Source organism: Rhizobium sp. NZLR1b, assembly GCF_019685155.1.
Classification (GTDB): Bacteria; Pseudomonadota; Alphaproteobacteria; order Rhizobiales; family Rhizobiaceae; genus Rhizobium.
In genome coordinates this window covers 205,263-219,815 of sequence record NZ_JABDWC010000004.1, presented here as the reverse complement: position 1 = coordinate 219,815, position 14,553 = coordinate 205,263, and the positions used below count along the sequence as shown (strand labels likewise).

Sequence of the window (14,553 nt, the reverse complement as noted above, 5' to 3'; positions counted from 1 at the left end):
CGACATAAGGAAAGGCGCAAAGCTGATGACCGGGAACAATTTTTCAGAGGAAGCCTCATCCCCAGACGTCCGGCCAGTGCTGTGGCGCAATGCGCGCCTGGCCACGCTTGCGCCTGAAAAGGACGGGCTCGGTATCGTCGAAAAGGGCGCCGTGCTCACCGAAAACGGCCGCATCACCTTTGCCGGTGCCGAAAGCGAGTTGCCGGCTTCCGCCATCGAACGCTCCGACATCGTCGATCTCGAAGGCCGCTGGGTCACGCCCGGCCTCGTAGACTGCCACACCCATATCGTCCACGGCGGCAACCGAGCCCGCGAGTTCGAGATGCGCCTTCAAGGCGCCACCTATGAGGAAATTGCGCGTGCCGGCGGTGGCATCGTCTCCTCGGTCAAAGCGACCAATGCGCTGTCGGTCGAGGAACTCGTCAGCGCGGCGCTGCCGCGGCTCGATACGCTGCTTGCCGAAGGCGTGACGACGATCGAGATCAAATCCGGCTACGGGCTGAACCGGACCGGCGAAGTGAAGATGTTGCAGAGCGCCCGTCTGCTCGGCCATCTGAGACCGGTCCGCGTCGCCACCAGCTATCTCGGCGCCCATGCGACGCCGGTGGAATACAAGGGCCGCAACGGCGATTATCTCGATGATGTCGTGCTGCCCGGCCTCGACGACATGTATAATCTCGGCCTTGCCGATGCGGTCGACGGCTTCTGCGAGGGCATTGCCTTTTCCAGAGCCGAGATCGCCCGCGTCTTCGACAAGGCGAAGGCGCTTGGCCTGCCGGTCAAGCTGCATGCCGAGCAACTTTCCAATCTCGGCGGCGCCCGGCTCGCCGCGTCATATGGCGCGCTTTCGGCCGATCATCTGGAATATCTCGACGAAGAAGGTGTTGCCGCGATGGCCGCTGCCGGCACCGTGGCCGTGCTTCTGCCCGGCGCCTTCTACGCCATCCACGAGAAGCAGAAGCCACCGGTGGAGGCGCTACGCCAGGCCGGCGTGCCGATTGCGATTGCCACCGATTGCAATCCCGGCACCTCGCCGCTCACCTCGATGCTGCTGACCATGAACATGTCGGCGACGCTTTTCGGCCTCACCGTCGAAGAATGCATCGCCGGCGCCACTCGCGAAGGTGCGCGCGCGCTCGGCCTCATCGGCGAGACCGGAACGCTCGAGCCCGGCAAATCAGCCGATTTTGCCGTCTGGAATATTGAGAGCCTCGCCGAGCTCGTCTACCGCATCGGCTTCAACCCGCTTCACACACGCGTCTTCAAGGGCGAAAGGAACGGTCGATGACCATCACGCTCCACCCGGGCTCCGTCTCCCTCAGGGATTTGGAAATCATCTATTGGACCGGCGAGCCGGCAAGGCTCGATCCCGCCTTCGATGCCGGCATCGCCAAGGCCGCCGCCCGGATCGCCGAGATCGCCGCCGGCAATGCGCCGGTCTACGGCATCAATACCGGCTTCGGCAAACTCGCCTCGATCAAGATCGACAGCGCCGACGTCGCAACCTTGCAGCGCAATCTCATCCTGTCGCATTGCTGTGGCGTCGGCGCGCCGCTGCCTGAAAATATCGTCCGGTTGATCATGGCGCTGAAACTGGTCTCGCTCGGGCGCGGCGCCTCCGGCGTACGGCTGGAGCTGGTGCGGCTGATCGAGGGCATGCTGGAAAAGGGCGTCATTCCGCTGATCCCGGAAAAAGGCTCGGTCGGCGCCTCCGGCGATCTTGCACCGCTCGCCCATATGGCCGCGGTGATGATGGGCGAAGCCGAAGCCTTCTTCGCCGGCGAACGTCTTTCGGGCGCTGAAGCCCTCGAAAGGGCAGGTCTCAAACCGGTGGTGCTCGCCGCCAAGGAGGGCCTGGCGCTGATCAACGGCACCCAGACCTCGACGGCCTTGGCGCTTGCCGGTCTCTTCCGCGCCCACCGCGCCGCGCAGTCGGCGCTGATCACCGGCGCCATGTCGACCGACGCCGCCATGGGCTCTTCGGCGCCCTTCCATCCGGATATTCACACCTTGCGCGGCCACAAGGGCCAGATCGACACGGCATCAGCACTTCGCGCCCTGCTCGAACAATCCGTCATCCGCCAGAGCCATATCGAGGGCGACGAGCGTGTGCAGGATCCCTATTGCATCCGCTGCCAACCCCAGGTCGATGGCGCCTGCCTTGACCTGCTGCGCTCGGTTGCCCGCACGCTGGAGATCGAGGCCAATGCGGTCACAGACAATCCGCTGGTGCTGTCGGACAATTCCGTCGTCTCCGGCGGCAATTTCCACGCCGAACCCGTCGCCTTTGCCGCCGACCAGATCGCGCTTGCCGTCTGCGAGATCGGCGCGATTTCGCAGCGCCGCATCGCCCTGCTGGTCGATCCCACCCTTTCCTACGGCCTGCCGGCCTTCCTCGCCAAGAAGCCGGGCCTGAATTCCGGCCTGATGATCGCCGAGGTCACCTCGGCGGCGCTGATGTCGGAGAACAAGCAGATGTCGCATCCGGCCTCGGTCGATTCGACCCCGACCTCAGCCAACCAGGAAGACCATGTCTCGATGGCCTGCCACGGCGCCCGCCGCCTGCTCGGGATGACCGAGAACCTGTTCGCCATCATCGGCATCGAGGCGCTGACCGCCGCCCAAGGCGTCGAACTGCGCGCGCCGCTGTCGACAAGCCCGGAACTCGCCAAGGCGATCACCGCGATCCGCAGCAAGGTTCCGACCCTCGATACCGACCGCTACATGGCCAACGACCTCGCCGCCGCCGCCGAGCTGGTGGCGACCGGCGCACTGAACGCCTCGGTTTCATCTGGCATCTTGCCGGTTTTGGAGGGTTGAGATGACCGCACCATACGAAATCCGTCAGGGCACCTCCCCCATAATCCTCGCCTTTCCCCACACCGGCACCGACGTGCCGGCGGAGATTGCCGACCGTCTCAACGACAATGGCAGGATTCTGGCCGATACCGACTGGCACATCCACCAGCTCTATGACGGCCTGCTCGACAATGTCACGACCGTGCGCGCCACCTTCCACCGCTACGTGATCGACGCCAACCGCGATCCGCAGGGCGTCAGCCTTTATCCCGGCCAGAACACCACCGGCCTCATCCCGGAAACGGACTTCGACGGTCAGCCGATCTGGAAGGATGGGCAGGCGCCTGACGAAGCCGATATCGCGGCGCGGCTGCGGGATTTTCATGCGCCCTATCACGCGGCACTTGCCGCCGAGATCGAGCGCGTCAGGGCAAGCCATGGCGTGGCGATCCTTTACGACTGCCACTCGATCCGCTCTCACATTCCCTTCCTGTTCGAAGGCAAGCTGCCGGATTTCAATATCGGCACCGATATGGGCAAAACCTGCGACGGCGCCATCGAGCAAGCGACGCTGACCGTCGTCGAAGCCGCAGAAGGTTATGACAGCGTGCTCAACGGTCGCTTCAAGGGTGGCTGGACGACCCGCCATTACGGCCGGCCCGAGACCGGCGTGCACGCGATCCAGATGGAGCTTGCGCAGTCGACGCATCTGCAGACCGAGACACCGCCCTTTGCCTACGACACCGCGAGGGCAGACCGACTTCGCGTCCATCTCAAAAACATTCTGGTGCGCATCGAACAAATTGCGCCAGACCTGAAACGATAACGATCACTCGACAGGGGAACCGCCATGACCAACCCACGCCACAATATCCGCGAAATCCGCGCGCCCCGCGGCAATGATCTCAATGCCAAGAGCTGGATGACCGAAGCGCCGCTGCGCATGTTGATGAACAATCTTGATCCTGATGTCGCCGAGAACCCGAACGAACTCGTCGTTTACGGCGGCATCGGCCGCGCCACCCGCACCTGGGAGGATTTCGACCGCATCGTCGCGACGCTGAAGACGCTGACCGAAGAAGAAACGCTGCTCGTCCAATCCGGCAAGCCGGTCGGCGTCTTCCGCACCCACAAGGATGCGCCGCGGGTGCTGATCGCCAATTCCAACCTGGTGCCGCATTGGGCGACCTGGGACCATTTCAATGAGCTGGATAAGAAAGGCCTTGCCATGTACGGCCAGATGACGGCCGGCTCGTGGATCTATATCGGCACGCAGGGCATCGTCCAGGGCACCTACGAGACCTTCGTCGAGGCCGGCCGTCAGCATTATGGCGGCAATCTCAAGGGCAAATGGATCCTGACCGGCGGCCTCGGCGGCATGGGCGGCGCCCAGCCGCTCGCCGCGGTGATGGCCGGCGCCTGCTGCCTCGCCATCGAATGCAATCCAGACTCGATCGATTTCCGGCTGCGCACCCGCTATGTCGACGCCAAGGCCGAGACGCTCGACGAAGCGCTCGAGATGATCGACCGCTGGACCAAGGCCGGTGAAGCCAAATCCGTCGGCCTGCTCGGCAATGCCGCCGAAATCCTGCCGGAAATGGTCCGCCGCGGCATCCGCCCCGACATGGTCACCGACCAGACCTCGGCGCACGACCCGATCAACGGCTACCTGCCGAAGGGCTGGACGATGGCCGAGTGGAAGGCCAAGCGCGAAAGCGATCCGAAAGCAGTGGAAAAAGCGGCGCGCGCCTCGATGCGCGAGCATGTCGAAGCGATGATCGCCTTCTGGAATGCCGGTATTCCGACGCTCGATTACGGCAACAATATCCGCCAGGTCGCCAAGGACGAAGGCCTCGAAAACGCCTTCGCCTTCCCCGGCTTCGTGCCGGCCTATATCCGCCCGCTGTTTTGCCGCGGCATCGGCCCCTTCCGCTGGGCAGCCCTTTCCGGCGACCCGGAGGATATCTACAAGACCGATGCCAAGGTGAAAGAATTGCTGCCCGACAACAAGCACCTGCACAATTGGCTGGATATGGCCAGGGAGCGCATCGCCTTCCAGGGCCTGCCGGCGCGCATCTGCTGGGTAGGCCTCGGCGACCGCCACAAGCTTGGCCTCGCCTTCAACGAGATGGTGAGATCAGGCGAACTCTCCGCCCCGATCGTCATCGGCCGCGACCACCTGGATTCGGGTTCCGTCGCCTCGCCGAACCGGGAGACGGAGGCCATGAAGGACGGCTCCGACGCCGTTTCCGACTGGCCGCTACTCAACGCCCTGCTCAACACGGCGTCGGGCGCCACCTGGGTGTCGCTGCACCACGGCGGCGGCGTCGGCATGGGCTTCTCGCAGCATTCCGGCATGGTCATCTGCGCCGATGGTACGGACGACGCGGCAAGGCGGCTGGAGCGCGTGCTCTGGAACGACCCGGCGACCGGCGTCATGCGCCACGCCGATGCCGGCTATGACATCGCTCTCGACTGCGCCAGGGAAAAGGGCCTGCGCCTGCCCGGCATTCTCGGGAACTGAGCCCGGTGAGGATCCTGCGCGCCGGCGATCACAAGCGCATGCCGTGGAAGAACGGCGGCGGCGAAACGGTGGAGATCGCCGTTTCGCCCGAAGATGCTGGCCTTGGCGGTTTCGACTGGCGCGTCAGCATGGCGACCGTCGCGACAGACGGCCCGTTTTCGATCTTTCCCGGCATCGACCGCACGCTGGCGATCCTCGACGGCAACGGCATGGTGCTCGATATCGAAGGCCGGACGCCGGCGCTACTGACGACGGCAGACGATCCGCTTGCCTTCCCGGCCGATATCCCCGTCGCCGCCAGGCTCGAGGACGGCGCCATCACCGATCTCAACGTCATGACCCGCCGCAACGGGTTTACCCATACGCTGATCCGGCTCGACATCGCTGGCGGCAAGACCCTGCCGCTGCCGTCGTCGACATGCCTGCTGCTCTGCCATCGCGGCACGCTGTCATTCCGGCGGGACGGCGAGACCGGCGCGCTTGCGGCCGGCGATGCGCTGCTGATCAACGACGCGGTCGGGACCGCGTTGGAAATCGACGGCGAAGCCAAATGTTATCTTGCCATGATCGCCACACGCTGATCTTAGCCCAAGATTTTGAAGCAATTGGACAATCCTCGATTTTTCGACACATCCGCATCGACCATTCCAATCTCAGGCCATGGACGTCTTTCCTGCTTTCGGTCTAAACTTCGCCCTTCTGATGCAGAAGAAGACCTAGACCGCCCACGACGTGCTGGGTGGCAAGGGAGCAGGCGTGACGGATCCATACGATATTCTCGGCGTTGAACGCGATGCGAACGAAGCGCAGCTGAAGGCTGCCTATCGGCGCCTGGCGAAGGTCGCCCACCCCGATTCGGGTGGTGATTCGCAAGCCTTCGATAATCTGCAGAAAGCCTATGGGCTGCTTCTCGATCCGGTCCGCCGCAAAGTGTACGACGATACCGGCTACGACGTCGAATTCGCCGATGCCGCCGAGCTGCAGGCGCTTGTGATGATCGAGAAGCTGGTCACCGACGCGGTGCTCGACGAGCGCGCGCCTGGGAGCTTCGATCCCGTCGCGGTCATGCAGGACAGTCTCTCCGAAGAGCTGCGCAAGGCGCGGTTCAGCAAGAGCGAGCTGGAGCGCCATGCCTCGCGCATCGGACTGCATCTGGAGCGGCTCGGCAAACACTCCGGCCGCGATGTGCTCGCCCACATGTTCCGCGCCCGCATCGAGGCGATCTCCAAGGCGGTGGCGGAAACCGAGGCGAAGATCAAGGCGACGGAACGCGCCGCCGACATGCTCACCGGCTATATCTACGACATCGACCCGCCGCCGCTGCCGGAAGCTGCGGTCGCCAACCTCGAATGGGCCGAGGCGTCGAGAAACCGCTCCACCGGCTGAGGGCCTGGGACGCCTGCCCTAATAAGACAGCTTCGGATACCAGTCCGGCGCCCGGCCTTCGGGCGTGCAATCGAGCACGGTCCAGAGCGGCATCAGGTCGGGCGCGCCGCGCGGATCTTCGCCCGGATCGGCGGTCACCCCGCCCATCTCCCCGCTCCAGAAATGGCGGATGCTGCCGTCGCGCCGGGTGAAGACGTTGAAGGCGGCGTCATCGCCCCCGCCTCTGCCGATGGCGTGATAGTCGCGGCTGTAATCTCCCGTCGGGTCGGAATAGAGCGGCAGATGGTGCCAGCCGCGTTCCGTCTTGAAGGCAAGCAGCTTGCCGATCGGCGACAGCGCGACGACCGCCAGCGCAGCGCGCTGCTGGATGTCAGGCACCTCGCCGTCCCAGGCCGAGAGCAGCGAGGTGCACATCGGGCATGGGCGCTCGCGCTCCGGGCCGAACATATAGCTGTAGACGATCAGCGTGTCCTTGTCGGCGAAGAGTTCGGTAAAGGATATCGGCCCGTTAGCGCCTTCGAAACGGTAATCCTTCGTCACCTCGCCGCCCGGGGGCAGCGCTCGGCGCTGTACCGCCACACGCTCGATGTGCCGGCGCAATTCGATCTCTTCGGCCAGCAGCGCATCGCGGGCGCTGCGATAAACCTCGCTCTCATTGGGAAACCGGACGCCGTTCTTTGCCGCAAGCACGGCGGCGGGTACCAGATGCTGATTATCCATGACGATATCCTCCTTCTGTTGCCACGCATCGTTTCGGACGCGCAAGGGACGTGCTGCAGCACATCGTGAGAATGACGAACGGCGGATGCGAAAATCGACAGTGCCGCCGCGAAAAAACGGCAGGACGGAAAAAATCCCACTTCGGAATCCCGAAATTCGCCGCTTCGGGATTCCGAATCCGCGGGGTTTTCGCGCGGTGTCGTCGCAAAGAATACGCAATGATTTCAATCCGGCAACCAATTTCGGGATTCCGAAGTGCTATATAGAGTATGGTGGCAGGTCCTCACTATCGCCACCACAGCGAAACAAAAGCCTCGGTCCGCGCGATGTCTGAAAAGCAAAAAGGGCGCTCGACCCTTGCGGGGAGCGCCCTTATCCTGTCGGACAGCGAACGGCTCGACGGCGTCGATACCATACGCATCCGTTTTTCAGGCAGGAGCGGTATATGGACCCTTTGGGCCTGGGTTTCAAGGGACTGTCCCGCACGGCAATAGAGTCAGCCGTTAGAAGGCCACTCCGGTCACGGGATTGACCACCGGCCGTTCGCTTTTATCGCTCGCTCCAGCCGGCTGCACTGTCGGTGGCGCCAGCGATTCTGCGTCGGCGGGCTCCGGCTTTTCGGGAACGGCGCCGACATCCTTGGGTCGCCGCTGCTCGGGCTTTACGTTTTCGTCATTCGTCGACATTGTCTGTCTCCTTTTAAGGACAAAGTCACGGCCGCCGACATGGTTCCGATGACGGAATGGAGGATTGCCGATGCTGGACAGATTTCTGCTGCAGGGGCCGCAGGATGCGCGCTTCACCATCCTTCTGGCGCATGGCGCCGGCGCGCCGATGGATTCCGCATCGATGACATCCGCGGCAGAGGCGCTGGCCGCCGTCGGCTTCCGCGTCGCCCGTTTCGAATTCGCCTATATGGCCGCCCGCCGCACCGGAGGCCGCAAGCCGCCGCCGCGCGCCGAAACGCTCAATCCCGAATATGAGGCGGCCATTGCCGAGCTCGCGACCAGCGGCCCGCTGATCATCGGCGGCAAGTCGATGGGCGGCCGGGTTGCCAGCATGGTGGCAGACGACCTCTATCGTCAGCAAAAGATCGCCGGGTTGCTTTGCCTCGGCTATCCCTTTCATCCGCCCGGCCAGCCGGAAAAGCTGCGCACCGGCCATCTCACGGGGCTGGCGACGCCCGCGCTGATCTGCCAGGGGACGCGCGATGAATTCGGCACACGCGACGAGGTGCCGGGCTACGATCTCTCAAGCAGGATCGAGCTCTTCTGGCTCGAAGACGGCGACCACGACCTCAAGCCGCGCAAGACAGTCTCCGGCTTCTCCGCTGCCGATCACCTCGCCACGATGGCGAAGACGGCCAAGGCCTGGGCCGAGCGCCTCGTCGTCTAGGGTGCCAGCTTCCTGACATCGATGCTCCGGTCGGTGGCGGAGACGGTGATTTCGAAGTGATCGGCCTGCACCACGTCGCGGATGTTGCGCGGCCGGTGCGCGGCGATATTCACCCCGCCTCTCAGCCGGACGCTGTCATAGAGGATACCGGCGCCGCCGCTCGAACGCACCTCTTCGCCCAACACCTGCGACGCAGCATAACTCGTGCCGTCATAGACATGGGGCCGCAGCGCCTGTTCGCCGCGAATGTCGAGATAGTCGCCAATGAGGGTAGCGGCGTAGCTTCGATAGGTGCGGGCCATCGTCGCGACACCGCGCGCGACAGTTTCGCGCCGGAGATGATGGCCGACCTCGGCGGCGGCCGTGCGGAGATGGTCGGCGGCATACCAGGCGCCGAGATCCGGGCCGTTGAAACGCATTCCTCCCGGCGCGACATGCAGGAATGCCGCCATCACGATACTGGCGTTCGGCGTCCCGTAGACCCATTCATCCTCGGGAAGCCTGCGGATGCGGTCGGCGACGAGACGGTCGTTGGTCCAGCCGACGAGTTCCATCACCGCGTCGAGATCAGCCGCCCGCGCCACCGTCTCAAAAAGCCCGATGGGCGGAAATTGCGACGGGATCAACCGGCAGGACGGACGCGGCGCCTCGGCAAAACGATCGCTCACCGGAAGACGATGTCCGTATCTTCGTAAGGCGTGAATGCCTCGTCGAGCACATTCGGCTGCATATAGAGACCGCCGCGCGCGCCATCGAGAAACCGGCGTACGGTCATCAACCCGTCCTGGGTTCCGTTGGTGACGATCTCAAGCGGCCGATGCCCGCCGAAAACCGGCGCCTGATGCGGCGTACGCAGCCAGGCGATGCCGGCGCGTTCGTCGGCAAACAGCACGCCGAGCGCCTGATGGATGCCGAGCACGGCGGAGATCCGCGTCAGCGTATCGACATCGAGCGTGAAAGCGCCGTGCTCGCGGGCCTGCTTGGCCCAATTGTGGTAGGTCGAGCGGGAGGGATAACCAAGCATTAGCAGGCGCTGCTCTTCGCTCAACCCCCAGAGATCGGCGATCGCCAGAAAGGTTCGTAGCGCCGGAGCGCTGAGCCTTTTGCGATTTACAGGGGCAAAGCGGTCGGTTTCCAGCCGCTGCGGCCCCTGGCCTTCTCGTTGCTCGGTGCGTCGCGCATGCCGCATAGAAGCCTCCTGTCTTGAATTAGACATAGTCCAAATCTGGGCGTACATCAACCAGATTTCAAGAGGTTGTCATTCCGACTACCGGTTCGGGCGTCACCATAATCCCGGCAGTAGCCGGTAGCGGACCTTGCGGCGGTATTCGGCATAACCCGGCAGGTCTCTTACCAGATGCTTCTCCTCGTCCAGCAGCCGCGCGACGAGTCCGCCTAAGGCAGGAGGGATGGCAAGCAAGCCCCAATACGAGCCGAGCGACAGCGGTATGCCAACGAAGAGCACAAGCGCCGCCGCATACATCGGATGACGCATGATGCTGTAGAGCCCGCTCGAAATGACCCGCTGATCCCTGCGGATCTCGACCGTCGCCGAGGCGAAGTTGTTCTGCCGCAGGACCAGGAAGCAGCCGTAAAAGCCGGCTGCGACCAGGATGTTGCCGAAAATCACAACCGACGCCGGAACGGCCGACCCGCCGAACCGATAATCGAGTGCCGAGCCGATTAAGAGCGCAATCAGCACGATGCCGTTGAAAAGCTGAATACGCTTCTGTGCCGGCTCCCGCTCCGCAGCCGGCCCGACATGCAGCCGCTGTTCCAGCAAGGCGCGGTCATATTTCAGAAAATAGGCTGTCGTCGCAACGATCCAGGCGGAAAAATTGAGAAAGAACAGCCAGCCCTGCCAATAGGACAGCGAACCTGCAGCGACGAAGATCATCACCGCGAGCACGGCGACGAATTTCACCGTCGCTTCCGTCGCCCGCCTGCCGAGGTTCTTCTTTTGATCCTCCATTGGCCCACCTCCATTATGTCAGGAAACCTCTCCTGCCGCCTCGCGGATCGTCTGCATCAGGATCGATTGCGGCACGGACGGCGCGGAATCGGCGCGCATCGTCAGCCCGACCGGCCCCTTGGTCTCGCCGGTATCGACCGGCAGAAGCGCCAGTCGTCCGTCGGCGACATCGTCGGCCACCACGCCGTTGGAAATGATCCAGATCGCATCGCTTGAGCGAAGGAAGGCGCGGCCGAAGGCATCCGAGACCGTCTCGATCTGGTTCGGCAGGCTGGAGACGCCGTTGGCGATGAGGAAATTTTCGACCACCGGCCGGATAATCGAACCCCGCGTCGGCATCAGTACCGTGTAATCGCCGAAACCTGAGAAGGGCGATTGCCGGCCGCTCAGCAGCGGATGGCCGGCGCGCACGGCAAACACCACCTGCTCGGAGTAGAGATGTTCGAAGGAAAAGCCCGCCATCTTCTCCGCCCCCGCCAAACGTCCGACGACGACATCGAGATCGCCGACGCGAAGCTGCTCCAGCAGCACCGCGTTCTCGCCGGTGACGATCTTCACCCGGCTCCAGGTCCTCTCCTTGAGGAAGAGTTCCATCGCCCGCGGCATGATGCGCGACGACACCGTCGGCAGGGCGCCGATCCGGATCGGCGGTGCATCGGCAAACTGCTCCTGCGCGACGGAATCGAGACCCTGGCGCAGCGCCGTCAGCGCCGCCCCGGCATGGCGGAGGAAGACTTCGCCATAACGGGTGATCTTGATGCCGCGGCCATCGCGCTCGAAGACGGCAACGCCCAGCGCTTGTTCCAGCTCGCGGATCGTCTTGGTGACCGCCGGCTGGCTGACATGCAGCAATTCAGCCGCCTTCATGACGCTTTTCTGCCGCGCCACCTCGACAAAGGTCTGCAGATGGCGAAACTTGACGCGGCTGTCGATCATCGCTCACATAACTCCATGGTTATTGAAAAGCAGAAAAATATCATTTTACTTAACCGGATCAACCATTCAATTTTACTATTCAGGAGGAGAGTGACGTGCAATTTGCCCGCATCAACGACGTGACGATCCATTATCAGGTGATCGGTGCGCCGGCCGACCGGCCGGTGATCGTCTTTGTCAATTCGCTCGGAACGGATTTCCGTATCTGGCGCGACGTCGTGGTGCGGCTTGCCGGCGACTACGCCATCGTGCTTTACGACAAGCGCGGCCACGGGCTTTCCGATGTCGGCCAGCTCCCCGCTTCGATCGAGGATCATGCAACGGATCTCGCCGGGCTGCTCGATCTGCTTTCCGTCAAGGATGCGGTTATTTTAGGCCTCTCCGTCGGCGGCCTCGTCGCCCAGTCGCTCTATCAGCGCCGGCCGGATCTGGTCCGCGCGCTGATCCTCTGCGACACCGCCCATAAGATCGGCACCTCGGAAAGCTGGAACGCCCGCATCGCCGCGGTCGAGCAAAACGGCATCGCCAGCATTGTCGACGCCATTATGGAGCGCTGGTTCACGCCAGCCTTCCGTCGGCCCGAACGCACCGCCTATGCCGGTTACTGCAACATGCTGACGCGCCAGCCGGTCGAGGGTTATATCGCCGCCTGCGAAGCGATCCGCGATGCCGATTTCACCGAGGCGGCAAAGAAGATCACTGTCCCGACCATCTGTATCGTCGGCGACCAGGACGGCTCGACACCGCCCGATCTCGTGTTTTCGACCGCGAAGCTGATCCCAGGCGCCCGATACGAGGTGATCGCCGATTGCGCCCATATTCCCTGCGTCGAGCAGCCGGAAGCGCTGACGGCGATCATCCGCGCCTTCCTGACATCTCTTCCGCCTGGAGAAACCAACCGATGAACGAAACCGCCTCCTCCTCGGAGCGCCACCGGCAGGGCATGGCGACCCGCCGCGCCGTGCTTGGGGACGCCCATGTCGATCGCGCCACAGCCGCGGCGACCGAATTCGACCGGCCCTTCCAGGAACTGATCACCGAAGCCGCCTGGGGTCATGTCTGGTCGCGCCCGGGGCTGACCAAGCGCGAGCGCTCGATCGTCACCATCGCGCTGCTGGCGGCGCTCGGCCAGGATGACGAGGTCGCCATGCATGTGCGCGCCACCGCCAATACCGGCGCCACCCGCGAGGATGTCTGCGAAGCGCTGCTGCATGTGGCGATCTATGCCGGCGTTCCCGCCGCCAATCACGCGATCAAGATTGCCAAGCAGGCCTTTGAACAGATGGACGCCGAAAAGGCGGCCTGAGGGGGAGAGATGTCCGAATTACCGAACCGCAAGCCCGAGACCGGCGCCTTCTTCGCCCGCGACCGCGCCTGGCATGCGCCGGCGCTGACCCCCGGCTATAAAACATCCGTGCTGCGCGCGCCGCAGCGTGCGCTGCTCTCGCTCGACGGCACGATCTCCGAAACGACAGGCCCGGTCTTCGGCCATTCGATCATCGGCGATCTCGACAACGACCTGATCCTGAACTATGCGCGCCCCGGTGAAAGCGCCATCGGCGAGCGCATCATCGTCCATGGTCGTGTGCTCGACGAGCGAGCAAAACCGGTTGCCGGTGCACTGGTCGAGTTCTGGCAGGCCAATGCCGGCGGCCGCTATCGCCACAAGAAGGAATCCTATCTCGCGGCGATCGACCCGAATTTCGGCGGCTGCGGCCGCACGATCACCGACGAGGAAGGCCGCTACCATTTCCGCACCGTCCGCCCCGGCGCCTATCCCTGGCCGAACGGCGTCAACGACTGGCGCCCCGCCCATATCCACTTTTCGATCTTCGGCCACGGCTTTGCCCAGCGCCTGATCACCCAGATGTATTTCGAAGGCGATCCGATGATCTGGAAATGTCCGATCGTCGGCACGATCCCCGACAAGGCGGCGATCGAGCAGCTGATCGCGCCGCTCGACTGGGGCAACACCATCCCGATGGATTCACGCGCCTATAAATTCGATATCGTGCTGCGCGGCCGCCGCTCGACGATGTTCGAAAACAGGCTGGAGGGCAACTGACCATGCAGCAGCTCGGCTATCTCAAGGAAACTCCGTCGCAGACGGCAGGTCCCTATGTCCATATCGGCCTGACACCGAATTTCTGCGACATAGCGGGCGTCTACGATACCGATCTCGGCACCGAGATGATCAACGACAAGACGCTCGGCGAACGCATCACCGTGACCGGCCGCATCTTCGACGGCGCCGGCGCGCTGGTGCGCGATGCCGTCGTCGAAATCTGGCAGGCCGACAGCGCCGGCCTTTACAACAGCCCGTCGGAAATGCGCGGCACAGCCGATCCCAATTTCACCGGCTGGGGCCGCTGCCCGACCCGCGCCGCGGATGGCGTCTACAGCTTCGAAACCATCAAGCCGGGCCGCGTCCCGTTCAAGGACAGCCGCAAGATGGCGCCGCACATCACAGTTTGGATCGTCGCCCGCGGCATCAATATCGGCCTGCACACCCGCGTGTATTTTCCGGAGGAGACGGAGGCCAACGGCGCCGACCCGCTGCTTCAGCGCATCGAACATCGCGAGCGTGTCGCAACCATGGTCGCCATCCGCGACGGCGCGACCTGCCATTTCGACATCCATCTGCAGGGTCCGAAGGAAACGGTGTTTCTGGATATTTAAGAGCCGGCAAGTAACTTGCCGATAGGGCCTAGTGCAAGTAGCGTCCCCTCACCTTACCCTTTCCCGAGAGGAGACGGGACAATGCCTCAAAACCCCTTCTCCCCTCGGGGAGAAGGTGGCGGCAGCCGGATGAGGGGCCTCC

Annotated in this window: 17 protein-coding genes; 11 read left to right on the top strand and 6 right to left on the bottom strand. The window is 63.6% G+C overall.

The genetic code is table 11. The annotated features are described in order from the left end of the window. Window positions 1-25: 25 nt before the first annotated feature. The 6 genes from hutI (at window position 26) to HJB84_RS07695 (ending at window position 6,709) form a co-directional block, all read left to right on the top strand. Window positions 26-1,288 (top strand): imidazolonepropionase, encoded by a 1,263-nt coding sequence (hutI, locus tag HJB84_RS07720; protein ID WP_221115633.1) that lies wholly within the window; start codon window positions 26-28, stop codon window positions 1,286-1,288. Further along, entirely contained in the window at window positions 1,285-2,820 is a 1,536-nt protein-coding gene (hutH, locus tag HJB84_RS07715) for a histidine ammonia-lyase (RefSeq protein ID WP_207585508.1), read from the top strand. The genes hutI and hutH overlap by 4 nt, the downstream gene beginning before the upstream one ends. A 1-nt stretch (window position 2,821) precedes the next feature. Next, window positions 2,822-3,625: an N-formylglutamate deformylase gene (gene hutG, locus HJB84_RS07710; protein WP_207585507.1), complete on the top strand. Its 804-nt coding sequence runs from the start codon at window positions 2,822-2,824 to the stop codon at window positions 3,623-3,625. A gap of 24 nt (window positions 3,626-3,649) precedes the next feature. Then, window positions 3,650-5,323: a urocanate hydratase gene (gene hutU / locus HJB84_RS07705; RefSeq protein WP_221115632.1), complete on the top strand. Its 1,674-nt coding sequence runs from the start codon at window positions 3,650-3,652 to the stop codon at window positions 5,321-5,323. Between the two features lie 5 nt (window positions 5,324-5,328). Further along, window positions 5,329-5,904: a HutD family protein gene (locus HJB84_RS07700; protein ID WP_207585505.1), complete on the top strand. Its 576-nt coding sequence runs from the start codon at window positions 5,329-5,331 to the stop codon at window positions 5,902-5,904. 175 nt (window positions 5,905-6,079) lie between these two features. Beyond that, window positions 6,080-6,709: a J domain-containing protein gene (locus HJB84_RS07695; protein ID WP_221115631.1), complete on the top strand. Its 630-nt coding sequence runs from the start codon at window positions 6,080-6,082 to the stop codon at window positions 6,707-6,709. Window positions 6,710-6,727: 18 nt separating this feature from the next. Here HJB84_RS07695 and HJB84_RS07690 read toward each other — a convergent pair whose 3' ends face one another. Both HJB84_RS07690 and HJB84_RS07685 read right to left on the bottom strand, forming a co-directional pair. Then, the gene (locus HJB84_RS07690; protein ID WP_207585503.1) at window positions 6,728-7,429 is read right to left on the bottom strand and encodes a DUF899 family protein; all 702 of its coding nucleotides are present in this window, start codon (window positions 7,427-7,429) and stop codon (window positions 6,728-6,730) included. A gap of 503 nt (window positions 7,430-7,932) precedes the next feature. Continuing rightward, window positions 7,933-8,115, bottom strand: a complete 183-nt coding sequence (locus HJB84_RS07685) for a hypothetical protein (protein ID WP_207585502.1) — start codon at window positions 8,113-8,115, stop codon at window positions 7,933-7,935. Between the two features lie 70 nt (window positions 8,116-8,185). Between HJB84_RS07685 and HJB84_RS07680 the strand changes: the two genes are divergently transcribed. Next, window positions 8,186-8,824, top strand: a complete 639-nt coding sequence (locus HJB84_RS07680; RefSeq protein WP_221115630.1) for an alpha/beta family hydrolase — start codon at window positions 8,186-8,188, stop codon at window positions 8,822-8,824. Here the strand turns inward: HJB84_RS07680 and HJB84_RS07675 are convergent. The 4 genes from HJB84_RS07675 to pcaQ form a co-directional block, all read right to left on the bottom strand. After that, complete coding sequence (locus tag HJB84_RS07675; protein WP_207585500.1) at window positions 8,821-9,492, bottom strand: RES family NAD+ phosphorylase; 672 nt, start codon at window positions 9,490-9,492, stop codon at window positions 8,821-8,823. The genes HJB84_RS07680 and HJB84_RS07675 overlap by 4 nt on opposite strands. Then, window positions 9,489-10,013 carry an MbcA/ParS/Xre antitoxin family protein gene (locus tag HJB84_RS07670; protein ID WP_207585499.1) on the bottom strand — a complete coding sequence of 175 codons (525 nt, stop codon included), beginning with the start codon at window positions 10,011-10,013 and terminating at the stop codon, window positions 9,489-9,491. Before HJB84_RS07670 ends, HJB84_RS07675 begins: the two co-directional genes overlap by 4 nt. Window positions 10,014-10,106: 93 nt before the next feature. Beyond that, window positions 10,107-10,796 (bottom strand): isoprenylcysteine carboxylmethyltransferase family protein, encoded by a 690-nt coding sequence (locus HJB84_RS07665; RefSeq protein WP_221115629.1) that lies wholly within the window; start codon window positions 10,794-10,796, stop codon window positions 10,107-10,109. Window positions 10,797-10,814: 18 nt separating this feature from the next. Then, the gene (pcaQ, locus tag HJB84_RS07660; RefSeq protein WP_221115628.1) at window positions 10,815-11,732 is read right to left on the bottom strand and encodes a pca operon transcription factor PcaQ; all 918 of its coding nucleotides are present in this window, start codon (window positions 11,730-11,732) and stop codon (window positions 10,815-10,817) included. Window positions 11,733-11,827: 95 nt separating this feature from the next. On the opposite strand from pcaQ, the gene pcaD reads away from it, so the two are divergent. The 4 genes from pcaD to pcaG are packed head-to-tail and all read left to right on the top strand — an operon-like array spanning window position 11,828 to window position 14,411. Beyond that, window positions 11,828-12,637, top strand: coding sequence for a 3-oxoadipate enol-lactonase (pcaD, locus tag HJB84_RS07655; RefSeq protein WP_221115627.1), 810 nt, complete (start codon window positions 11,828-11,830; stop codon window positions 12,635-12,637). Then, complete coding sequence (pcaC, locus tag HJB84_RS07650; protein ID WP_207585495.1) at window positions 12,634-13,038, top strand: 4-carboxymuconolactone decarboxylase; 405 nt, start codon at window positions 12,634-12,636, stop codon at window positions 13,036-13,038. The genes pcaD and pcaC overlap by 4 nt, the downstream gene beginning before the upstream one ends. Window positions 13,039-13,047: 9 nt before the next feature. Beyond that, complete coding sequence (gene pcaH, locus HJB84_RS07645; RefSeq protein WP_207585494.1) at window positions 13,048-13,797, top strand: protocatechuate 3,4-dioxygenase subunit beta; 750 nt, start codon at window positions 13,048-13,050, stop codon at window positions 13,795-13,797. Window positions 13,798-13,799: 2 nt separating this feature from the next. After that, window positions 13,800-14,411 carry a protocatechuate 3,4-dioxygenase subunit alpha gene (pcaG, locus tag HJB84_RS07640; protein WP_207585493.1) on the top strand — a complete coding sequence of 204 codons (612 nt, stop codon included), beginning with the start codon at window positions 13,800-13,802 and terminating at the stop codon, window positions 14,409-14,411. The last annotated feature ends 142 nt before the right edge of the window (window positions 14,412-14,553 follow it).